Source organism: Pseudomonas sp. NUPR-002 (assembly GCF_056322725.1).
On record NZ_CM150476.1, the window covers coordinates 1,727,293 to 1,748,281 of the forward strand.

24 protein-coding genes are annotated in these 20,989 nt (G+C 60.2%); 13 read left to right on the forward strand and 11 right to left on the reverse strand.

Features of this window, described 5'->3' with window-relative positions:
* The first annotated feature begins 98 nt into the window (after nucleotides 1-98).
* Nucleotides 99-1,481 (forward strand): aminotransferase-like domain-containing protein, encoded by a 1,383-nt coding sequence (locus ACVWSC_RS07980; protein WP_442113017.1) that lies wholly within the window; start codon nucleotides 99-101, stop codon nucleotides 1,479-1,481.
* Nucleotides 1,482-1,556: 75 nt separating this feature from the next.
* On the opposite strand, the gene ACVWSC_RS07985 is transcribed toward ACVWSC_RS07980, so the two are convergent.
* Nucleotides 1,557-2,750: a benzoate/H(+) symporter BenE family transporter gene (locus ACVWSC_RS07985; RefSeq protein ID WP_442113019.1), complete on the reverse strand. Its 1,194-nt coding sequence runs from the start codon at nucleotides 2,748-2,750 to the stop codon at nucleotides 1,557-1,559.
* Between the two features lie 145 nt (nucleotides 2,751-2,895).
* Here ACVWSC_RS07985 and ACVWSC_RS07990 point away from each other — a divergent pair, with 145 nt between their 5' ends.
* The gene (locus ACVWSC_RS07990) at nucleotides 2,896-3,498 is read left to right on the forward strand and encodes a glutathione S-transferase family protein (RefSeq protein ID WP_442113021.1); all 603 of its coding nucleotides are present in this window, start codon (nucleotides 2,896-2,898) and stop codon (nucleotides 3,496-3,498) included.
* 91 nt (nucleotides 3,499-3,589) lie between these two features.
* On the opposite strand, the gene ACVWSC_RS07995 is transcribed toward ACVWSC_RS07990, so the two are convergent.
* The 5 genes from ACVWSC_RS07995 to ACVWSC_RS08015 all read right to left on the reverse strand — a co-directional run bounded on the left by ACVWSC_RS07995 (nucleotide 3,590) and on the right by ACVWSC_RS08015 (nucleotide 6,231).
* Complete coding sequence (locus tag ACVWSC_RS07995) at nucleotides 3,590-3,961, reverse strand: glutathione S-transferase N-terminal domain-containing protein (protein WP_442113023.1); 372 nt, start codon at nucleotides 3,959-3,961, stop codon at nucleotides 3,590-3,592.
* A gap of 58 nt (nucleotides 3,962-4,019) precedes the next feature.
* The gene (gene folE, locus ACVWSC_RS08000) at nucleotides 4,020-4,565 is read right to left on the reverse strand and encodes a GTP cyclohydrolase I FolE (RefSeq protein ID WP_442113025.1); all 546 of its coding nucleotides are present in this window, start codon (nucleotides 4,563-4,565) and stop codon (nucleotides 4,020-4,022) included.
* A 69-nt stretch (nucleotides 4,566-4,634) separates the two neighbouring features.
* Nucleotides 4,635-5,192, reverse strand: coding sequence for a Smr/MutS family protein (locus tag ACVWSC_RS08005; RefSeq protein WP_285861675.1), 558 nt, complete (start codon nucleotides 5,190-5,192; stop codon nucleotides 4,635-4,637).
* Between the two features lie 52 nt (nucleotides 5,193-5,244).
* On the reverse strand, nucleotides 5,245-5,565 hold the full coding sequence (locus ACVWSC_RS08010) for a hypothetical protein (RefSeq protein WP_442113030.1): 321 nt from the start codon (nucleotides 5,563-5,565) through the stop codon (nucleotides 5,245-5,247).
* 75 nt (nucleotides 5,566-5,640) lie between these two features.
* Complete coding sequence (locus ACVWSC_RS08015; RefSeq protein WP_442113032.1) at nucleotides 5,641-6,231, reverse strand: cysteine hydrolase family protein; 591 nt, start codon at nucleotides 6,229-6,231, stop codon at nucleotides 5,641-5,643.
* A gap of 189 nt (nucleotides 6,232-6,420) precedes the next feature.
* Here ACVWSC_RS08015 and prmB point away from each other — a divergent pair, with 189 nt between their 5' ends.
* The gene (prmB, locus tag ACVWSC_RS08020; protein ID WP_442113034.1) at nucleotides 6,421-7,329 is read left to right on the forward strand and encodes a 50S ribosomal protein L3 N(5)-glutamine methyltransferase; all 909 of its coding nucleotides are present in this window, start codon (nucleotides 6,421-6,423) and stop codon (nucleotides 7,327-7,329) included.
* A gap of 61 nt (nucleotides 7,330-7,390) precedes the next feature.
* On the opposite strand, the gene ACVWSC_RS08025 is transcribed toward prmB, so the two are convergent.
* Together ACVWSC_RS08025 and ACVWSC_RS08030 are read right to left on the reverse strand one after the other, a co-directional pair.
* Nucleotides 7,391-8,179: a hypothetical protein gene (locus tag ACVWSC_RS08025; protein ID WP_442113036.1), complete on the reverse strand. Its 789-nt coding sequence runs from the start codon at nucleotides 8,177-8,179 to the stop codon at nucleotides 7,391-7,393.
* 106 nt (nucleotides 8,180-8,285) lie between these two features.
* Nucleotides 8,286-9,248 carry an alpha/beta hydrolase gene (locus ACVWSC_RS08030; protein ID WP_442113038.1) on the reverse strand — a complete coding sequence of 321 codons (963 nt, stop codon included), beginning with the start codon at nucleotides 9,246-9,248 and terminating at the stop codon, nucleotides 8,286-8,288.
* A gap of 134 nt (nucleotides 9,249-9,382) precedes the next feature.
* Here ACVWSC_RS08030 and aroC point away from each other — a divergent pair, with 134 nt between their 5' ends.
* Genes aroC through ACVWSC_RS08045 form a run of 3 tightly spaced genes read left to right on the forward strand, consistent with a single transcriptional unit; the run spans nucleotide 9,383 to nucleotide 12,189 of the window.
* A complete protein-coding gene (aroC, locus tag ACVWSC_RS08035; RefSeq protein ID WP_133210778.1) occupies nucleotides 9,383-10,474 on the forward strand; it encodes a chorismate synthase in 1,092 nt (363 codons plus the stop codon).
* A gap of 38 nt (nucleotides 10,475-10,512) precedes the next feature.
* The gene (locus tag ACVWSC_RS08040; protein WP_442113041.1) at nucleotides 10,513-11,658 is read left to right on the forward strand and encodes an MFS transporter; all 1,146 of its coding nucleotides are present in this window, start codon (nucleotides 10,513-10,515) and stop codon (nucleotides 11,656-11,658) included.
* Nucleotides 11,659-11,670: 12 nt separating this feature from the next.
* A complete protein-coding gene (locus tag ACVWSC_RS08045) occupies nucleotides 11,671-12,189 on the forward strand; it encodes a 1,2-dihydroxy-3-keto-5-methylthiopentene dioxygenase (RefSeq protein ID WP_442113043.1) in 519 nt (172 codons plus the stop codon).
* 60 nt (nucleotides 12,190-12,249) lie between these two features.
* Here ACVWSC_RS08045 and ACVWSC_RS08050 read toward each other — a convergent pair whose 3' ends face one another.
* Nucleotides 12,250-12,522, reverse strand: coding sequence for a DUF3509 domain-containing protein (locus tag ACVWSC_RS08050; RefSeq protein WP_442113045.1), 273 nt, complete (start codon nucleotides 12,520-12,522; stop codon nucleotides 12,250-12,252).
* A gap of 273 nt (nucleotides 12,523-12,795) precedes the next feature.
* Between ACVWSC_RS08050 and ACVWSC_RS08055 the strand changes: the two genes are divergently transcribed.
* Nucleotides 12,796-13,320, forward strand: coding sequence for an ankyrin repeat domain-containing protein (locus ACVWSC_RS08055; protein WP_442113047.1), 525 nt, complete (start codon nucleotides 12,796-12,798; stop codon nucleotides 13,318-13,320).
* Nucleotides 13,321-13,381: 61 nt separating this feature from the next.
* Complete coding sequence (locus ACVWSC_RS08060; RefSeq protein ID WP_442113049.1) at nucleotides 13,382-13,912, forward strand: hypothetical protein; 531 nt, start codon at nucleotides 13,382-13,384, stop codon at nucleotides 13,910-13,912.
* Here ACVWSC_RS08060 and ACVWSC_RS08065 read toward each other — a convergent pair.
* Nucleotides 13,909-14,850 carry a ZIP family metal transporter gene (locus ACVWSC_RS08065; protein ID WP_442113051.1) on the reverse strand — a complete coding sequence of 314 codons (942 nt, stop codon included), beginning with the start codon at nucleotides 14,848-14,850 and terminating at the stop codon, nucleotides 13,909-13,911. The two genes, ACVWSC_RS08060 and ACVWSC_RS08065, sit on opposite strands and share 4 nt — an antisense overlap.
* Before the next feature lie 128 nt (nucleotides 14,851-14,978).
* On the opposite strand from ACVWSC_RS08065, the gene ACVWSC_RS08070 reads away from it, so the two are divergent.
* A complete protein-coding gene (locus ACVWSC_RS08070) occupies nucleotides 14,979-15,173 on the forward strand; it encodes a PLDc N-terminal domain-containing protein (protein WP_442113053.1) in 195 nt (64 codons plus the stop codon).
* 79 nt (nucleotides 15,174-15,252) lie between these two features.
* Here ACVWSC_RS08070 and ACVWSC_RS08075 read toward each other — a convergent pair whose 3' ends face one another.
* Nucleotides 15,253-15,726 carry a methylated-DNA--[protein]-cysteine S-methyltransferase gene (locus tag ACVWSC_RS08075; RefSeq protein ID WP_442113055.1) on the reverse strand — a complete coding sequence of 158 codons (474 nt, stop codon included), beginning with the start codon at nucleotides 15,724-15,726 and terminating at the stop codon, nucleotides 15,253-15,255.
* A 210-nt stretch (nucleotides 15,727-15,936) separates the two neighbouring features.
* Here ACVWSC_RS08075 and ACVWSC_RS08080 point away from each other — a divergent pair, with 210 nt between their 5' ends.
* The 4 genes from ACVWSC_RS08080 (at nucleotide 15,937) to ACVWSC_RS08095 (ending at nucleotide 20,986) form a co-directional block, all read left to right on the forward strand.
* On the forward strand, nucleotides 15,937-18,021 hold the full coding sequence (locus ACVWSC_RS08080; protein ID WP_442113057.1) for an LTA synthase family protein: 2,085 nt from the start codon (nucleotides 15,937-15,939) through the stop codon (nucleotides 18,019-18,021).
* A 633-nt stretch (nucleotides 18,022-18,654) separates the two neighbouring features.
* The gene (locus tag ACVWSC_RS08085) at nucleotides 18,655-18,891 is read left to right on the forward strand and encodes a hypothetical protein (protein WP_442113059.1); all 237 of its coding nucleotides are present in this window, start codon (nucleotides 18,655-18,657) and stop codon (nucleotides 18,889-18,891) included.
* A gap of 187 nt (nucleotides 18,892-19,078) precedes the next feature.
* Nucleotides 19,079-19,411 carry a ribonuclease E inhibitor RraB gene (locus ACVWSC_RS08090; RefSeq protein WP_442113061.1) on the forward strand — a complete coding sequence of 111 codons (333 nt, stop codon included), beginning with the start codon at nucleotides 19,079-19,081 and terminating at the stop codon, nucleotides 19,409-19,411.
* 165 nt (nucleotides 19,412-19,576) lie between these two features.
* Nucleotides 19,577-20,986, forward strand: coding sequence for a circularly permuted type 2 ATP-grasp protein (locus ACVWSC_RS08095; protein ID WP_442113063.1), 1,410 nt, complete (start codon nucleotides 19,577-19,579; stop codon nucleotides 20,984-20,986).
* The last annotated feature ends 3 nt before the right edge of the window (nucleotides 20,987-20,989 follow it).

The window sequence follows — 20,989 nt, forward strand, 5'->3', positions numbered from 1 at the left end:
GATAGCGCGACTATCCTGCGCCGGCTGGGGGCTCACAAGGCACACTGCCCGAGGATTTGTGATTAACTGTTTGAACAAAATCAGCAAACACTTTGCCTATGAACCTGACACTTGATCGCCAATCGTCCACACCACTGGTTCAGCAACTGGTGGATCAGTTACAGGGCTGGATTTCCAGTCAGCGTTTGCGCCCCGGCAGTCGCTTGCCGTCGATCCGGCAATTGGCGCGCGAGCTGAGCGTCAGCCAATCCTGCGTGATCGAGGCCTATGACCGGTTGGTGGCTACAGGATTGTTGGAGGCACGGCATGGCGCGGGCTTTTTTGTCGCCGAGCAGCGCCTCAGGGTGCCTGTGGTTGATCAGCCGTTTCGCGATGAAACCTTCGATAATCGCTGGCAACAGTTCAGCGACCAACCGGCCGATCTGCTTAATTTGTGTTGTGGGTGGCTACCTGCCAGCTGGCGAGATTGCGAGGCGATTGCCCAGGCGGTACGACAAGTGAGCCGCGGCCCGCTGGAAGATTTGCTCGACTACTGCCCACCCCTGGGCTTGGCCAGTTTGCGCAGCCAGTTGCACAAGCGCCTGGAGCAGATCGGTATCCAGGTCAGCCCGCAGCAGATCCTTACCACCCAAGGCGCCAGTCACGCGCTCGACTTGCTGGTGCGGACCCTGCTCAAGCCCGGTGACAAGGTCGTGGTGGAAAGCCCGGGGTATTACAACCTGTACAACTTGTTGCGCCACCATCAGGTCGACATGCTGTACGTGCCGCGCAACAGCAGCGGCCCCGACCTTCAGGTGCTGGAAAGCTTGCTCAAGCGCCATAAACCTCGGTGTCTGTATATCAACAGCCTTTATCACAATCCCACGGGCAGCAGCCTGACACCGAAGGTAGCTTATCGCCTGCTCGAGCTGGCTCGCGAGCATGACGTGCAGATCATCGAAGACGATATCTACGCCGACTTTCAGGACGGTGCGGTCACGCGTCTGGCGACGCTGGATGCGGAGCAGCGGGTGATCTACCTCGCGAGTTTTTCCAAAACCCTGAGCAGTTCGTTGCGCTCTGGCTATCTGGTGACAGAGCCGGCGCTGGTTGCGCGGCTGGCGGAGCTGAAGATGGTCGCCGGACTGGGTACCAGCCGCTTCACCGAACAGGTGGTGGCACAGATGCTTGCCAATGGCAGTTACCGCAAGAGCGTGGCCCGACTGCGTCCGCGCCTGGCCCAGCACATGGCCAAAGCCCTGAGCCAGTTGGAGGCCAACGGCTGGGAGGTGTTCACCGAGCCCTACGGCGGCATGTTCGTCTGGGCGCGACGTCCAGGTTGGGATTTTGAGGCACTCAACCGGGCGGCACTGGCATGTTCGGTGTTGTTGGCGCCGGGTAGCGCGTTCGATCCGCAGGGCGCAGCCAGTGACTGGTTACGGATCAACGTCGCCTACGTCCAGGACCAGCGCGCCCAAGCGTTCTTGCGCCTCACCCGGTAGGAGCGAGCTTGCCCCGCGATAGCGGTTTGTCAGCCACATCGCATCGCGGGGCAAGCCCGCTCCTACCGAGCAGCATCAAGCGTTCTTGCGCCAATTGAGGATCATCAGCGTCAGCACGCCTGCGACAATCCCCCAAAACGCCGAGCCAATCGAGAACAACGTAAAACCTGAGGCGGTAACCATGAAGGTGATCAACGCTGCTTCGCGCTCTTTGGCTTCATTCATGGCAACGGTCAGGCCATTCATAATCGAGCCGAACAGCGCCAGGGCGGCAATCGACAGCACCAGCTCCTTGGGCAGGGCGGCGAAGAGGGCGGCCAGGGTGGCGCCGAATACGCCAGCGATGCCATAGAAAATCCCGCACCAGACCGCCGCGGTATAGCGCTTGCTCGGGTCTTCATGGGCGTGGGGCCCGGTGCAGATAGCGGCGCTGATGGCGGCCAGGTTGATGCCGTGAGAGCCGAAAGGTGCCAGTAGTAACGAGGCCACACCGGTGACCGAAATCAGCGGCGAGGCCGGCACCTGATAGCCATCGGCACGCAGCACCGCAACACCTGGCATGTTCTGCGAAGTCATGGCGACCACGAACAACGGTATGCCGATGCTGATCGTGGCCGCCAGGGAAAAGCTCGGGGTAGTCCACACCGGGGTTGCCACTTCCAGGCTGAAACCACTGAAGTCCAGCAAACCCATCGCACCCGACAGCGCGGTGCCCACCAGCAAAGCAGCCAGCACGGCATAACGTGGCGACAGGCGCTTGATGATCAAGTAACTGAAGAACATCCCCAGCACCAGCGCAGTACGGTGCTGGGCCGCAATAAAGATTTCGCTGCCGATCTTGAACAGAATGCCGGCCAACAGCGCCGAGGCCAGTGAGGCGGGAATGCGTTTGACCAGGCGTTCGAAGCTGCCGGTCAGGCCGCAGATCACCACCAGCACGGCGCAGGTGATGTAGGCACCAATGGCTTCGCCGTAGCTGACGCCGCCCAGACTGGTAATCAGCAGCGCGGCACCCGGGGTCGACCAGGCGACAGTCACCGGTGTGCGGTAGCGCAGCGACAAGCCGATGCTGCACACCGCCATACCAATCGACAGTGCCCAGATCCAGGAAGAAATTTGCGCGCTGGTCAAACCCGCAGCTTGTCCGGCCTGAAACATCAGCACCAGGGAGCTGGTATAGCCGGTCAGCATGGCGATAAAGCCTGCGACCACGGCTGAAGGGGAGGTGTCAGCCAGCGGGCGCAGTTGTGCGGAAGTGGCATCGGACATGGGGCAATCCTTGTACTAGGTGTAAGCAGATTTTGCAGACTAACGTGCAGTTCGCTGAGCTTTGTCATACAGCAGGCATTGCATTTAGCCGTACAGTCGCCAACTATGGGCGGCGTGCAGGATCAGCTATTGAACAGGGGGAGTGATGTACAAGGTCTACGGTGATTACCAGTCGGGCAATTGCTACAAGGTCAAGCTGATGTTGCATCTGCTTGGTCTGGAGTACGAGTGGCACTCGGTGGATATCCTCAAGGGTGAAACGGAAACCCCGGAGTTTCTGAAGATGAACCCCAACGGCAAAGTGCCAGTGTTGGCGCTTGAAGATGGCACTTACTTGTGGGAATCCAACGCGATCCTCAACTTTCTCGCGCATGACACAGATTTCCTGCCGAGGGATTCGCGCTTGCGAACCCAGGTGCTGCAGTGGCAGTTTTTCGAGCAATACAGCCATGAACCCTATATTGCCGTGGCGCGCTTTATTCAGTTTTACCTTGGCCTGCCGCAAGAGCGCCTTGAAGAATACAAGTCCTTGCACAAAGGTGGTTACAAAGCCTTGCGGGTGATGGAGCAGCAGCTGCAGTTGACCCCGTATCTGGTCGAAGACAGCTACTCGATTGCCGATGTTGCTTTGTATGCCTACACCCATGTCGCCCACCAGGGTGGATTTGATCTGGATGCGTATCCGGCAATTCAGGCTTGGTTAGAGCGTGTGGCCGCCCATCCTCGCCACGTGAAGATGGTCGACTAGGTCGGTCTGGGGCGGTGGGAGCGGGCTTGCCCCGCGATGCGATGTGACTGACGCACCGCAATCGCGGGGCAAGCCCGCTCCTACCAAGGCGTCAGAGCGGTGCGAAGCGCTTGTTGAGATAGTCGATGATCACCTTGGATTCGTACATCCAGGTGGTCTTGCCATCTTCTTCGATGCGCAGGCACGGCACTTTGATTTTGCCGCCTTCCTTGAGCAGCAGCTGGCGTTCCTGCTCGTTATTCTTGGCGTCGCGCAGCGCCACCGGCACGTTCAGACGGTGCAGGGTGCGGCGGGTTTTTACGCAGAATGGGCAGGCGTGGAACTGGTACAGGCTCAAGCCCTTGGCCTGTTGCTCGACCAGCGCCTGGGCTGCCGGGTCGCGCTTGAGCTTGGCCGGACGGCTGATCCAGTCACCGAACACAATCAACTGGCCTAAGCCCACACGCAGTGCTTTGACGATCATGGCAACTCCTGAGAATAAAAAAGCCGACCACGGAGGGCCGGCTTGCAGACGTACCTGATTACTTGATCAGGCTGAGAAACTCGCTGCGAGTCGCGGCATTTTCGCGGAATTCGCCGAGCATCACCGAAGTGATCATGGTCGAGTTCTGCTTTTCCACACCGCGCATCATCATGCACATGTGCTTGGCCTCGATGACCACCGCCACGCCCAGCGCGCCGGTGACCTGCTGGATCGCCTCGGCCACCTGGCGGCTGAGGTTTTCCTGGATCTGCAGGCGACGTGCGTACATGTCGACGATCCGCGCCACCTTGGACAGGCCCAACACCTTGCCATCGGGAATGTAGGCAACGTGAGCCTTGCCGATGAATGGCAGCATGTGGTGTTCGCACAGCGAGTACAGCTCGATGTCCTTGACCAGGACCATTTCGCTGTTATCGGAGCTGAACAAAGCGCCGTTGGTCACTTCTTCCAGGGTTTGTTCATAACCGCGGCAAAGGTACTGCATGGCCTTCGCAGCCCGTTTGGGCGTGTCGAGCAGGCCCTCGCGGGAGACGTCCTCGCCAATCTGGCCGAGGATAGCGGTGTAGTTCTGTTCCAGGGACATGGATCTACCTGTGGGATTTATCGCAAACGCGAAGGGTACGGCGGCTGTGGCGGCGCTGCAAGTACGGCGTTACTCGTCACGGCCTTCGAGCATGGTTCGTTTGAGCATCACGTACACCGCACCGGTGCCGCCGTGACGCGCCTGGCACGAGGTAAAACCCAGTACCTGCGGGTGTTGGCGCAGCCAGGTGTTGACGTGACTTTTGATCATTGGCTTCTTGCCATCCAGGCGTACAGCCTTGCCATGGGTGACGCGTACGCATCGTACCTCGAAGCGGGTGGCTTCGGCGAGAAAGGCCCAGAGGGTTTCACGGGCTTTTTCCACATTCATGCCGTGCAGGTCGAGGCTGCCTTCAAAGGCGATCTGGCCGAGCTTGAGCTTGCGCATCTGGCTTTCCTGAACGCCGTCACGGCGCCAGTGCAGGTCGTCTTCAGGGCCGACGTCGATGACAAACTGGTCTGACAAGCCGTCGACTACGCTCTGGTCGCTCCGCACCGTTGCGGCCTGGCGCAGGCCGGCCAATTGCTTGCGGTCGGCTTTGGGTTTGCCGACTTCAGCGCGATCATGCTTGATCGGTTTGACACCGCGCATCTCGCTCTTGAACAGGGAAAAATCGTCGTCTTGCATGTAAGCCTCCGCCTGGGCGGCGTAGTTTACGCGACTCCCCCTCAGGTTGCAGTCAATCGTGCTTTTTCATCAGGTGCGGTGACAGGTTCAGCTCACGGCTGCGGCGCAGGCGCAAACGACTGCGCCGCCAGAACCAGACGCCCAGGTACAGCAACAACAAGCCACCGGCCAGTACCACGGCGGCACCCGCCCGGTTGGCGTTCAGCTCGGCCAATGCTTCAAGGTTACCAAGCAGGCTGGCGGTGCCGGCCATGGCCAGCAACACGCCCAAGGTAGCCAGCAGCGCTGAAAAAGCGGCAGCCAGGCGAGCCCCCCAATTACGCGGCTCACGCTGGCGCAAGCGCTTGGCATCGAAACCGTCGGACAATTTCATGCCGATTCCCTCTCTGGATATCCGGCGTATGACCGAATTACCGCAAGGTGGTTCCGCGAGCCGTCAGATCGCCGATCAGATCAGGCTGCTGGTTGGAGCCACACAAGCGAAGTTGTCGGCCATGATCGCCAATTCACTTTGCTGGATCTGTGCCGCCGGAATGACACCGCCTTTGTAAGGCAGGTCACGGGTGGCGCAGGCGTCCTCGATCAGGGTGCAACGGTAACCATAGTCCTTGGCCCGGCGTACGGTGGTGCTGACGCTGGAATGGCTCATGAAACCGCAGACAATCAGGTCCAGATGACCATACTTCTGCAGGGTTTCATGCAGGGTGGTGTTCTTGAAGGCGTTGGGCATACGTTTTTCGATGATCACTTCATCACCCTGAGGCTCAAGGCCGGGGATGAATTCGCCACGTGGACCTTGTGGGTCGAACATGCCGCCGACGGTGCCGAGGTGGCGCACGTGAATGATCGGGCGTCCGGCCTTGCGGGCGGCCTCGAGCATTTTAGCGATGTTCATGACAGCTTCGTCCATGCCCGACAGTGCCAGAGGACCGCTGAGGTACTCTTTCTGTGCGTCGATAATGATCAGGCTGGCGTTGTTCAGCTTGGCGGGTGGATAGCCACGGCCGCTGAGGTGGAACATCGTCGTTGGAACAGACATCAAGGGCTCCTTTGGATAGGGCTTTTCACCTATTGTCCCCTGCCTGAGCACTTATGTGAATCGCTTCGCGTACAAGCAGCGTCGTTAGTGGCCTGCAGCCATGTCGGCGAAACACTTACACGGCGTTTTGCCGAACCTTTTCTGTGAGCGGGCTGTTAGAATCGCAGGTCGTCTTTCAAGGAGTCTGTTGTGATCACTTCTCGCCTGCGCACCCTGCGCGATCATATCCGTTGGGCTGTCAGCCGTTTCCATGAGCATGGCCTGTTTTTCGGGCATGGCGCCGATAACGCCTGGGACGAAGCTCGGTTGTTGGTGCTGGGTTCGGTGCATTTGCCTTGGGAAGTTGCCGACAGCTACCTGGACTGCCAGCTGGAAGATGACGAGTTGGTGCATCTGCAGCGTTTGCTCAAGCGCCGTATCGAAGATCGCGTGCCAACCGCTTACCTGTTGGGAGAGGCGTGGTTCTGTGGCCTGTGCTTCATCGTGGATGAGCGCGTGCTGATTCCGCGCTCGCCCATTGGCCAACTGATTGAAAAACGCTTCGAACCGTGGCTGGCCAATGAGCCGGCGCGAATCCTCGACCTGTGTACCGGTTCCGGTTGCATTGGGATCGTCAGTGCCGAAGTGTTCCCGCAAGCCGAAGTGGTGTTGGCCGACCTGTCGTTCGAAGCGCTGGAAGTGGCCAATCAGAACATCGAGCGTCATGGCCTGGAAGAACGTGTCTTTACCGTTCAAGGCGATGGTTTCGACGGATTGCCGGGGCAGCGCTTCGATTTGATCCTGTCCAACCCGCCGTATGTCGATGCCGAAGATTTTGCCGACATGCCGGAAGAATTCCACCACGAGCCGGAGCTGGGCCTGGCCTGTGGCAACGATGGTCTGGACCTGGTGCGGCGGATGCTGGCCGAAGCGGCAGATCATCTGACCGAGAAGGGCTTGTTGATTGTCGAGGTGGGCAATAGCCAGGTGCACGTCGAGGCGCTGTACCCGGAAGTGGACTTTGCCTGGCTTGAGTTCGAGCGCGGTGGGCACGGGGTGTTCATGTTGACGGCGGAGCAGTGCCGACAGCATCAGGCGTTGTTTGCTTCGAAGGTGTAAATCAATCGCGGGGCAAGCCCGCTCCTACGGTAGGAGCGGGCTTGCTCCGCGATGCATTCATTCAGTGAGTCGCAATCCAGATCAGCAACCCCGCTTGGAACACGGCAAAGGCCACCAGGCAGGTAATGGTGAAGCGCAGGCCGCTGTCTTCACGGCGGTACTTGCTGACCCGCTCGTCACGTTCACGCAGTTGTGCTTCTTTTTCCTGCAGGCTTTGTTCAGCCTGCTGGAGCATCTGCGCCGCCTCGAGGATTTCGACGCGCTGCACTTTTTCTGTGTTCCAGCCGCCTTTGAGTTCGCCGACCTGCACATCGACGTAGCGCCCCTTGAGGTGCTGGGCATCGGCGTACTCGACTTCCAGGCCGTGGCTACGCAACAGTTGGTCGCGGCGCAGGCGGGTGTCTTCGTTGAGCGCGTCTTTACTGGCCAGGGCCGCGCCTTCGACCCGGTAATGTGACCATTTGCGCTGCGCCCAGCTAATCGCCTGGGCCAGCAAAAAGCGCCCCAGGCCGCGGTTCAACGGTTCGACTTGCAGGCCACTGTCGGGGCCGATGCGCACGTGTTTTTCCAGGTGATCAACCCAGATGTCCAGATGGTTCTGTTCCTTGCGCACTTTTTGACCCGGCAACTGGATGGTCATGCGCAACAGGCTGAGGTCTTTGCCGTGGCGCTCAGCGAAACCGTACTGGACGAAGCGCAGCGGCCGAGCGCCGCTGTTGCGGTCAGTGGGCAGGGGCGCCAGACGCAGCATCTGGAAATGTTCTGCACTCACCTCGGCCCACGGCAGCGGGGCGGGTTCCGGCGCGTCCTCTTGGATTTCGGGGGCGTCCTGGGGGGCAACTTCAGTCATCACGGCAATCCTCTTGTGCGCAGCAGGCTGGACACAATCACGATGCCAGCACTGGCTTATCGGCAGAATCGTCCGGGACTGGAGGCGAAATATCGGTGAAATGCGTTCAAGCTGCGGGCAGCCTGTGAATGAAGTCGACGATGCGCTCGCCCAGCTCGCTGGCTTGTGGCAATTGCGGGTTCAGATAGCTGTCGCGCTGCTGGCTTGCCGCTTGCGGGGCAATTCTCAGCATGTGGTTCATGCCCTGGATCAACACCAGCTCAGCATCGGGTTTGGCGGCTTTCAGGCGTTGGGCATTGCTGACATCGACCTGAATGTCGTGGGTACCCTGGAGGATCAGCGCAGGCACCTTGACCTTGGCGAAGGCGGCGGCGGGGTCCTGGCGAAACAACGAAATCAGATAAGGCTGCACGCTCGGACGCAACACATTCTGCAAGGGCCGGGGAATATCCGCCGACGTCTGGCCGGCCTTGAGGTTGTCGAGTATTTGCAGGACACGCGCGTTGTAGCGGGGCGGGATCTGCCCGGCCAATTGCGTGCGAAACACGTCATCGATCGGCCTGCCGCTACCGGCCACGCTGATCACAGCGCTGGCGCCTGCAGGCCCGGCTGCCAGGCTGGCAATCAGTGCCCCTTCACTGTGCCCCAGCAGAATCAGGGGGCCGAAACGCGGGTCGGCCTTGAGCGTGCGGCTCCAGGCCACGGCATCGGCAACATAGCCTTCAACGCTCAAGTTGCGCTCATCGGGTGTCGCGGCTTGGCTGGCGGCTACGCCGCGCTTGTCGTAGCGCACACTGGCAATGCGGTTTTTGGCCAGCACCAGCGCCAGTTGCCTGAGGTTGTCGGTGTGGGCGCCGTCCGGGCTGTTGCCGTTGCGGTCAGTGGGCCCCGAGCCCGGGATGATCAACACCACGGGCGGCGGCTGTTCGGTGCGCGGTAACAGCAAGCTGCCGTAGAGCGTGCCGTTCCCGGTATCGAGGCTGATCGGGCGTTGCAACACCGTGGGAGCAGCTGCTTGCACCAGGCTGCTGAAGAGCAGGGCGAGTACCGCAAATACGCGCAACATCATGAGGCCACTATGAAAGAGATGCGACGTTGGACCGGGTCCCGAACAGAAGGTTCGCTGTCAGGGATGAACTGAATGGTTAGCCTGCGTATACTGGCGCCCTTGTTCAAATCAGGCTGATTCGCGGAGCGTCCTGCATGTCCGGCAATACCTACGGCAAGCTGTTCACTGTCACCACCGCTGGCGAAAGCCATGGTCCGGCGTTGGTCGCCATTGTCGATGGCTGTCCGCCAGGTGTGGAAATTTCCCTGGCCGACCTGCAGCACGACCTTGACCGGCGCAAGCCCGGCACCAGCCGGCACACCACCCAGCGTCAGGAAGCCGATGAAGTCGAAATCCTCTCCGGGGTGTTCGAAGGGCGTACCACGGGCTGCTCGATCGGGCTGTTGATTCGCAACACCGACCAGAAGTCCAAGGACTACTCGGCGATCAAAGACCTGTTCCGCCCGGCCCATGCCGATTACACCTATCACCACAAGTACGGTGAGCGCGACTACCGTGGCGGCGGCCGCAGCTCCGCGCGGGAAACCGCCATGCGTGTGGCTGCCGGTGCTATTGCCAAGAAGTATCTGGCCAGCCAGGGCATCCGTATTCGTGGCTACATGAGCCAGTTGGGGCCGATCGAAATTCCCTTCAAAACCTGGGACTCGGTAGAGCAAAATGCCTTTTTCAGCCCCGACCCGGACAAAGTGCCAGAGCTTGAGGCCTACATGGATCAGCTGCGCCGTGACCAGGATTCGGTGGGTGCGAAGATCACCGTGGTTGCCGAAGGTGTCATGCCCGGCCTTGGTGAGCCGATCTTCGACCGCCTGGACGCCGAGCTGGCGCATGCGCTGATGAGCATCAACGCCGTCAAAGGCGTGGAGATCGGCGCCGGTTTCGCCAGCGTGGCGCAACGTGGCACTGAACACCGCGACGAAATGACCCCGGAAGGTTTCCTCAGCAACAATGCTGGCGGCATTCTTGGCGGGATTTCCTCCGGTCAGCCGATTGTCGCGCACCTGGCCTTGAAGCCGACCTCGAGCATCACCACGCCGGGCCGCTCCATCGACATTCATGGCAACCCGGTTGAAGTGATCACCAAAGGCCGTCATGACCCGTGCGTAGGCATTCGCGCTACACCCATCGCCGAAGCGATGATGGCCATCGTATTGATGGACCACCTGTTGCGTCATCGTGGGCAGAATGCCGACGTACGCGTTACCACACCGGTGCTGGGCCAACTGTAATGGCGCTTTCTGGCGCGCGCGCCGCGGCCTGTTGAGCCGTGGCGCCGATTCCTTACTGGCGATTGTCCAGCTTCTACCTGTTCTACTTCGCCTTGCTCGGTTCTACAGCGCCCTTTCTGGCGCTGTACTTCCATCACCTGGGCTTTTCAAGTGCGCGAATCGGCGAGCTGGTCGCCATTCCCATGCTCATGCGTTGCATCGCGCCGAATTTATGGGGCTGGCTGGGTGACCGCAGTGGTCAGCGCCTACTGATCGTGCGCCTCGGTGCGCTGTCGACCCTGGCCAGTTTCTCACTGATCTTCTTTGACAAAAGCTATGCCTGGCTGGCGCTGGTAATGGCCTTGCATGCCTTTTTCTGGCACGCCGTGCTGCCGCAATTCGAAGTCATCACCCTGGCGCACCTGCACGGCCAGACCGCGCGCTACAGTCAGATTCGCCTATGGGGCTCGATCGGCTTCATCCTCACTGTGGTCGGCCTCGGCCGCCTGTTCGATGCGTTGAGCCTGGATGTCTACCCGCTGGCGCTGGTGATCATCATGGCCGGTATCGTCGTTGCCAGTTTGTGGGTGCCTAACGCGCAGCCACCGGGGCAGCAAGAGCGCAGCCCGGGTGGCTTTCTCAAACAGTTGGCGAGCCCGGGCGTTGTTGCTTTCTATGTCTGTGTGGCGCTGATGCAGCTTAGCCACGGCCCTTATTACACCTTTCTTACCCTGCATCTGGAGCAGCTCGGCTATAGCCGGGGTGTGATCGGCATGCTCTGGGCCTTGGGGGTCGTTGCCGAGGTGCTGATGTTCCTGGCCATGAGCAGGATTCTGGCGCGGGTTTCGTTGCGTCGGGTGTTGATGGCGAGTTTCGTCCTGGCAGCCCTGCGTTGGCTGCTGCTGGGTAATTTTGCCGAACACTTGCTGGTGTTGTTGCTGGCCCAGGTGCTGCACGCCGCAACCTTCGGCAGTTTCCACGCCGCCTCCATCGCTTTTGTCCAACGCAGCTTTGCCGCGCGTCAGCAAGGCCAGGGCCAGGCGCTCTACGCAGCCCTGGCTGGCACCGGTGGCGCGTTGGGGGCGTTGTATTCCGGCTACAGCTGGAACCTGCTGGGTGCGGCTACCACCTTTAGTATTGCCAGCGTCGCAGCCCTGGCTGCAGCCGTTATCATTGCCACCCGAATGCATGAAGCCGAGAAATAGGAATCGCCGCTGATGAGCAGCCTGACCGTATACCACCATTCCACCCCGGATATTCCCAACAAGGTATTGACCCACCTGGAGGATATCGCTGCGACCCTGGCCGAGCAGGGCGTACGCTTTGAGCGCTGGCAGGCCAGTGCACCGATCCAGCCAGGTGCTGGTGACCAGGAGGTGATCAGCGCTTACCGGCAGAGCATCGATCAACTGATGGCTGAGCAGGCCTGCACGCAGGTCGATGTGGTGCGCGAGGTTGATCCGCAGTTACGCGATGAACATACCTGTGAAGAAACCCAGTTGCGCTTTTTCGCGGCCGGGCGTGGGCTGTTCAGCTTGCACATTGGCGGCTACATCTACGCGGTGTTGTGTGAGAAGGGTGACTTGATCGGAGTGCCGGCGGGTACCCGGCATTGGGTCGATATGGGCGAGGATCCACGCTTTGTGGTTGTGCGTGTGTATAACGAAGCTGCGGGGCTGGTTGCTCAGTTCAGTGGTGACAAGATCGCTGAGGGGTTCCCGCGGCTTGAGGACTGATCGATCGCGGGGCAAGCCCGCTCCTACGGCCTATAGGAGCGGGCTTGCCCCGCGATGAATTCAACTATAAGTCGGCAACGCAAACCGCTGCTGACTCTGCAGCCGGGAAATCACCGGCAATTCACTGGCCTGCTCCGCCAGGTCACGGCGAATCGCACTGATTGCCCAGGTTAATTGGTCGGCACTATGCAGTTGAGCGTAAGAAATCGAGCGCTTGATCTGTTTGCCATCTGCTGCACGCAACGTCAGCAGAATCCCGCCATCTGGTCGTGCCTGGGTGGTCACGGTGTAGGCGGAGAATACCGAGGCAAACTTTTCCTGGATGAGGTCCATATCAGCTCCTGACTGTGTGTGGCAGACATAGCGTGATAGGTGCAGTGACTGTGCCAGGTTTTATTTTTATAAAATTCTATATAAATCAATAAGTTAAATTGTTTATCAAAAATTGTTGCCATGCATTGTGCAAGGTCGGGCACGCTGCACCGTGCATTTTGCAAGGTGCCTTGGCCAATAGAATTGTTCTGTCGGTGCCATGGGTTATCCACAATGGACCCAATGGCCAGGCTGACCAATACTTGGGCTTTCCCGCATACCAGGAGGTTCCCCATGTCTGATGAACGCAACGCTACGCCGATGACTGATGAGGAAACCGCAGCGTTTGCTGAACAGGTTTTCGACCGGGCGCGCCAAGGCGATGCACAGATGCTGGCGCGTCTGCTGGAGAGCGGCTTGCCCGCCAATCTGCGCAACCATAAAGGTGACAGCTTGTTGATGCTGGCCAGTTACCACGGCCATATCGACGCCGTTAAGGTCTTGTTGCAGCATGGCGCCGATCCGCAGATTGCCAACGACAATGGTCAGCTACCGATGGCGGGGGCCGCGTTCAAGGGCGATCTGGCGATGGTCCAGTTGCTGGTCGAGCAGGGTGTAGCAGTTGACGCTGCATCGCTCGATGGGCGCACCGCACTGATGATGGCTGCCATGTTCAACCGTACGGCGATTGTCGAGTATCTGCTCAGCCAAGGCGCCGATGCCCGCCGCCAGGATGCCAAGGGCCTTACCGCGCTAGGGGCCGCCCAGGCCATGGGCGCCGCAGACACCGCGGCACAATTGCAGGCGCTGATCGGCTAACCCCCAGGGGCCATTTGCGGCTATCCTTGGCGACTTTTTTTCAGTGTCGCAGGGCCCCTTCATGAAACCCCAACTGCTCGAACTCATCGGCAAAATCAGCGCAGGTTGCATGCGCGAAGCAGACATCGAGCGCATCGCCGACGAGGCCGCCCAGGCCTACGCCGACCCGCAAGCCTTCCTGGCTGCCAACCCTGATATCAACTACGACGATAGCTTCCCGATGCCTCTGGGCGAGTGGGTCGTGGTTGGCAGTCTGCCAGATACCGTGTTGTTCCAGGCCGATAGCTATGAGGATCTGTTCGCACAGATCGTCGATTCTTTCGACAAGAGCGTGGCGTTCAACCTCAAGCCCAAGCAGCTGGCCAAGGTCGAGCCGTTGACGGCGCTTAACCGTATTCAGGTACAGATGGGCGCACTGAACAAAGAAGCCGGAGGCTATGTGCTGGTGAATTTCAGCCAGTTGCTCGATGACGAGCTGCAGATGGTCATGGTCGGCAACAACGATCTGCAGCGGGTGTTGGAGCTGAGCGCCGAGGTAGGTATTGCCGCAGCGCCGGCACTGGAGGCGCTGCGGGTAGCGGTGCACGTTTAACCGAGGGCGGTGTCGAGGAACATCATCACCGCAAAACCGCCCATCAGGCCCAGGGTGGCGGAGGTCTGGTGGCCGTTGCGGTGGGTTTCCGGAATCACCTCGTGAGACACTACGAAGATCATCGCACCCGCCGCCAGGCCCATGCTGACCGGGTAGGCGATCGCAAAGCCGGTGGAAATCCCCAGGCCGATCACCGCGCCGATGGGCTCCATCAGGCCAGAGCCGATCGCCACCAGGGCCGCCTTCACGGTTGAAAGCCCGGTAGCGCGCAACGCCAGCGCCACCGCCAGGCCTTCGGGAATGTCCTGAATGGCGATGGCGCTGGTCAGCGGCAGGCCAACATTCAAATCGCCATTGGCAAAGCTGACGCCAATGGCCATGCCTTCTGGCAAGTTGTGCAGGGTGATGGCCAGCACGAACAACCACACGCGATTGATCCGTTCGGACTGTGGCCCGCAGGGGCCGGTGCTTTCGTGTTCGTGTGGGGTGAAGCGGTCCAGGCCGAGCATCAACAACACCCCAAGCCCCATGCCTACCACTACGGTCAGTGCCGCATAAGGACCGTTGCCAGTGATCTCCCGGGCAGCGTCCAGGCCCGGCAGGATCAACGAGAATGAACTGGCGGCGAGCATCATGCCGGCAGCAAAGCCGAGCATGACATCCTGGCTACGCGCGCTGACTTCGCGCAGCACCACCGCCATCACCGCGCCCAGCGCCGTCGCCGCAAATCCGGCCAGGCCGCCAAGCATGGCCATGTGCAGGTTTTCCTGATGGTCGCCGTGCACGGCATTCCAGGCGCTGGCGCACAACAGGCCAAGCACCACCAGCAGGCTCAGGCCCAGCCCCGCGCTCAGCCACGGTGTGGTTTGTGCCTGTTGCATCCAGGCACTCCAGAGTGACGGTTGTGCAGCGCTGCTGGAGCTTTGGGCGGGGGGCATAGGAACCTCACACAATCAGATCGATGCAGCCAGTGTAACCAGTGCGCTAGCGCGCTCGCCAAGCAATAGCCTCTATGGAGGTTATAGCCAGCTATCCTGTGAACAGGCATGTGCAAGGGAGCTACAGCATGGGTTCGACATTCAATGGCTTGGTTGGCCTGATTATCCTCGTCCTGGATATCTGGGCGATTATCAATGTGCTCAAGAGCGGAGCAGGGACGGGCGCCAAAATCCTCTGGATCCTGTTGATTCTGCTGCTACCGGTGCTCGGATTGATCATCTGGGCGATCGCCGGCCCCCGCGGTGGTGGACTCACGCGATAAGTAGGAGCGGGCTTGCCCCGCGAGGCGATGTGACTGAACGCACGCAATCGCGGGGCAAGCCCGCTCCTACAGGAAGACATCAGATCAGCCAGGCGCCTTCAAGCTCCAGTAGCATCTGTTTGCGCTCCACGCCGCCAGCGTAGCCGGTCAAGGTGCCGTTGCTGCCAATCACCCGGTGGCAGGGCACGATGATTGCAATTGGATTGGCGCCGTTGGCGGTACCGACGGCGCGTACCGCGCGCGGGCGGCCGATGTGTTCGGCCAGGTCGCGGTAGCTGCAGGTGGTGCCATAAGGGATGCGCTGCAGCGCTTGCCAGACTTCCTGCTGAAACGGCGTACCCAACGGCGCCAGCCTGACGTCGAACACTTCGCGCTCGCCTGCGAAATACTCCTCCAACTGGCGGGCCACCGCATCTAATTGGTTACCCGCAGGCATCCAGCTTTGCGGCAGCTCCCAAGGCTGTGCGGCGTCCATGTGCAGCAAGTGCAAACCTTGCTGGTCGCCCGCCAGTAGCAGCGGGCCAAGTGGGCTTGGCTGATAGCGGTAATACATGGTGTAGCGCCTGGGCAGTGAACACGCGACTAAGATAGCGCAACCTGTTGCCAAGGATGTTTCTCAACGAAATTTTCACATTCGATTATGGAAAATCCGCGCGCGCAATTATCCGTTCGCCGAATGGCCGTGCATTGCTCTCGGGTTTAGTGCACATTTGCCGACTGCTTTTCGCCTTCTTGAATCTGAATCCTAGGGATCTTCCAATCCATGGCTAACACGGACGCCTTGAGTGATCAGCGGGCTGCGTCGCGCCCGCTGCAACCGACGTTAAAATCGCACCTGGTCTACACCCTGTTGTGTGGCCTGGTGATCATGCTGATGCTCAGCCTGGTTCGCCTGGCACTGCTGATCTACAACAGCGACATGATCGGCGATACGCCGATGTCGACCGTGGCCGAGGGTTTTCTCAATGGCCTGCGCTTCGACTTGCGCGTTGTGGTCTACCTGAGCATCCCACTGCTGCTGGCCACCCTCAGCGCACGCGCCATGGCGGCCCGCGGCCTGTTCCGGGTGTGGTTGACCCTGGCCTCGAGCGTTGTGATGTTCCTCGGCCTGATGGAACTGGACTTCTACCGCGAGTTTCACCAGCGCCTCAACGGCCTGGTGTTCCAGTACGTCAAAGAAGACCCTAAAACTGTTCTGAGCATGCTCTGGTACGGTTTCCCGGTGGTGCGCTACCTGTTGGCGTGGATTGTCGGTACCTGGCTGCTGAGCCTGGTGTTCAAAGGCATCGACCGCCTGACCCGCCCACGCGCAGCCTACCAGAACCAGACCGCCGGTAGCCGTGCGGTGGCGCCGTGGTACGTGCGTGGCGTGGTGTTCTTCATGATTCTGCTGGTGGCCGTCATCGCCGCTCGTGGCACCCTGCGCCAGGGCCCGCCAATGCGTTGGGGTGATGCGTTCACCACTGACTCGAACTTCGTCAACCAGTTGGGCCTCAATGGCACGCTGACCTTGATCGATGCCGCCAAGAGCCGTTTCGGTGAAGACCGCGCCAACGTCTGGAAGTCGACCATCGAGCAGACGCTGGCGACCCAGACCGTGCGTGACATGCTGTTGACCGAAAACGACAAGCTGGTCGATGCCGACACCGCCGCTGTGCGTCGCGACTTTACACCGCCGGCCAACAATACCCTGCCGGTCAAGAACGTTGTCGTGATCCTCATGGAGAGCTTCGCCGGTCACTCGGTAGGTGCACTGGGCAGCCCCAACAACATTACGCCGTACTTCGACAAGCTGGCCAAAGAAGGCCTGCTGTTCGACCGTTTCTTCTCCAACGGTACCCATACCCACCAAGGTATGTTCGCCACCATGGCCTGCTATCCGAACCTGCCAGGTTTCGAATACCTGATGCAGACTCCGGAAGGCGGTCACAAGCTGTCTGGCTTGCCGGCACTGCTCAGTGCTCGTGACTACGACGATGTCTACGTCTATAACGGCGACTTTGCCTGGGACAACCAGTCGGGCTTCTTCGGCAACCAGGGCATGACCACCTTCATTGGCCGTAATGACTTCGTCAATCCGGTGTTCTCCGACCCGACGTGGGGCGTGTCCGACCAGGACATGTTCGACCGTGGCGCTGAGGAACTGGCCAAGAACTACGGCAAAAAGCCGTTCTATGCACTGCTGCAGACCTTGTCCAACCACACGCCGTACGCCCTGCCAGCCCAGTTGCCGGTGGAGCCGGTTACCGGCCAGGGCCGTCTCGATCAGCACCTGACTGCCATGCGTTACTCCGACTGGGCGCTGGGCCAGTTCTTCGAGAAGGCGCGCAAAGAGCCTTACTTCAAGGAAACCCTGTTCGTCATCGTCGGTGACCACGGCTTCGGCAACCACCAGCAGGTGACCGAGCTGGACCTGGGCCGCTTCAACGTTCCGCTGCTGCTGATTGCCCCGGGCATTCAGGAGAAGTTCGGGGCGGTGAACCACACCGTAGGCACTCAGATCGACATCGTGCCGACCATCATGGGTCGTCTGGGCGGTGAAACCCGTCATCAGTGCTGGGGCCGCGACCTGCTCAACCTGCCGGCGGGCGATCCTGGCTTCGGCATGATCAAACCGTCGGGTAGCGAGCAGATTGTGGGCCTGGTGAAGGGTGATCGCATCCTGATCGAGTCCAAAGACATGTCGCCGCGCATGTACCGCTACGAGCTCGGTGCCAACTTCAAGGCCGAGTTGATCGAAAGCCCGGACCAGCAAGAGCTGACCCACAAGCTTGAGTCGTTCATTCAGACCGCGACCAAGAGCCTGCTGGATAACACCGCAGGGGTTGTGCATGGTGTGCCGGAGTAACCGGCCGCTGGCGTTGCGCTGAACAAAAAGAGGCCTGCGGGCCTCTTTTTTTTGGCTCTTCACAGATTGTCGGGAAAAGGTTGGATTTGGCTTTGAGGGCTGTGGGCTTATCCATTTGATGGGGGGGCTGGGCTGGCCCCTTCCGCCTTTACGGCGGCCTACTTTGCTCTTGGGCAAAGTAGGCAAAACCGCTGGCTCCTGCATCCGGCCCTACGCTGCGCTCCGGGTCCCCTCGGCTCCGGCGCCTTCCAGGCCCGCGCGGCCTACGACTTGCTACGAAAGTCTACATCTCGCGCCTTCGGCTACGCCGAAGGGTGCTAACGCACCTGGCCCTCCAGTCACCTCCACTCGGCCTCCTGAAGTCGCAAAGTTACGGGCAGCGCCTGGGCTGACGTTAGCTTCGCTAGTGACCCGCGAAGAGCCTTTTTTGAGGGAGGGCAGTGGGAGCGGGCTTGCCCCGCGAAGCGATTTGACAGGTACACCGCAATCGCGGGGCAAGCCCGCTCCCACAGGTAGTTACCCACCAAACCTTTTTTCGCTGATGGGCATTCGCCAGCAGAACAATCCATCCTGCTGTGTGGTCAACAGAGGGAACGCAGCGCTAGCTGGAATACCTGCCCAGAGGAGAATCCAATGAAAGCGTGGGTCATTACCTTTGTTGATCAAAAAGGCGAGCGCACCTCGCTGCCCTACATTGGCGAACATGAGCCCACCGTCGAGGAGGCCGCACGGCGAATACGTGCCCACCTTTTCCCCGTCATGGATGAGCTGAATCTGACCGACTACGAAGACCGTGCTTCGATGCCCACGGCAAAGTGGCTCAAAGAGCAAAATGGAGTCGAGATCACCGCCATCACCGAAGCGCCCTGAGCGCGCTAATTGGCGCGCTTGGCAACTTGGCGCTACGCTGCAATCAAGGTCGGGCCGTTTTTTTGTGATTGCCCGGGCTTGCCGATCCACGTCATGCATCAGCTCGAATTGCCCCCGCACGTTTTGTGTGGCGGGCAGGTGCGTTTTGCACTGAAAGTCTATCCATCGGTAGTTAGGAGGACGATTCATGAGCAGCCAATACGAGGACATCAGCAGCACTGTATTACGGCAGATGAAAGAGGGTGGCTTCAACTTTGCCCAGATTCATCCCATCGAGTTCTATGCGGTTTTTCCTGATGAAGCGCGGGCCAGACGGGCCGCCGGGCAGTTCCGTGGAGAATCGCTCAGTGCTCAAGTGCATGAGCGCGACGATGGTGCCTGGAACCTGGAATTGAGCAAGGTGATGTATGCCACCTATGGCGGCATTGGCGAATTCGAGCAGGATTTCGAAGCGGTTATCGCACCGTTAGGCGGTGAAATAGAGGGTTGGGGCGTGAAACAGGAGCGCCCGTTGGCTTGAAACACGCTTCGCAATGAAGCGTTAGTGCGCAAAGCAGCCGTAGCGGTTGCACACATCTGGTGCAACCGCGCGTCTTTGAAATTACAACCTATTGAAATCAAAGGAATTGTGCCGCTGGCACGGGGCTTGCGACGGCTCTGCTGCACGGGTGACAAGGAGTTCGGCATGATCCGCACTTTTTACGATGAGATGTACAGCGCAGACGGCCAGGTCCGTCCGCATTACCGGGAGTTCGCCCGCTGGTTGGCCGACACCCCACCGGAGCTGCTGGCGCAACGTCGGCGTGAAGCTGACCTGTTGTTCCATCGCGCCGGTATTACTTTCACGCTGTATGGCGACGAGCAAGGCACCGAGCGCCTGATTCCCTTCGACACCATTCCGCGTAGCATCCCGGCCAGTGAGTGGCGCGTGGTGGAGCGCGGCTGTATCCAGCGGGTCAAGGCCCTGAACCTGTTCCTGGCCGACCTTTACCATGGCCAGCGCATCATTCGCGCCGGCATCATTCCGGCCGAGCAGGTGCTGGCCAACGAGCAGTACCAGCTGGCAATGCAAGGGCTGGACCTGCACCGTGACATCTACTCGCACATCTCCGGGGTTGACCTGGTGCGTGACGGTGATGGCAGCTACTACGTGCTCGAAGACAACCTGCGCACCCCCAGCGGCGTCAGCTATATGCTGGAAGACCGCAAGATGATGATGCGCCTGTTCCCCGAGTTGTTCGCTGCGCAGCGCATCGCGCCGATCGACCATTACCCGAGTTTGCTGCTCGACACCCTGAAAAGTGCCAGCCCCCTGGATAACCCCAGTGTCGTGGTGTTGACCCCGGGGCGGTTCAACAGTGCCTTCTTCGAACATGCCTTTCTGGCCAGGGAAATGGGCGTAGAGCTGGTCGAAGGGGCTGACCTGTTCGTGCGTGATGAGCGGGTGTTCATGCGCACCACCGACGGACCCAAGGCGGTGGATGTGATCTATCGGCGTCTGGACGACGCCTTCCTCGATCCGTTGGCGTTCAATCCCGAGTCGATGCTCGGCGTGCCCGGCCTGCTTTCGGCCTACCGCTGCGGCAATGTGGTGCTGGCCAACGCCATCGGCACGGGTGTGGCCGACGACAAGTCGATCTATCCCTATGTCACCGACATGATCCGCTTCTACCTGGACGAAGAGCCGATCCTCAAGAATGTGCCGACCTGGCAGTGCCGCAAGCCTGAGGAGCTCTCCCATGTGCTGGCGCACCTGCCAGAACTCGTGGTCAAGGAAACCCAGGGCTCGGGTGGTTACGGCATGCTGGTCGGGCCCGCTGCCACTCGCGCCGAAATAGAGGCCTTTGCCGCCCGAATCAAAGCGCGCCCGGCGGCTTACATTGCCCAGCCGACGCTGTCGCTATCGACCTGCCCGACCTTTGTGGAAAACGGCATTGCCCCGCGGCATATCGATCTGCGCCCGTTCGTGCTTTCCGGCCGCGAAACCCGGGTGGTACCTGGCGGTTTGACCCGGGTGGCGCTGCGCGAAGGTTCACTGGTGGTCAACTCGTCCCAGGGCGGCGGTACCAAGGACACCTGGGTGGTCGAGGATTAAGTC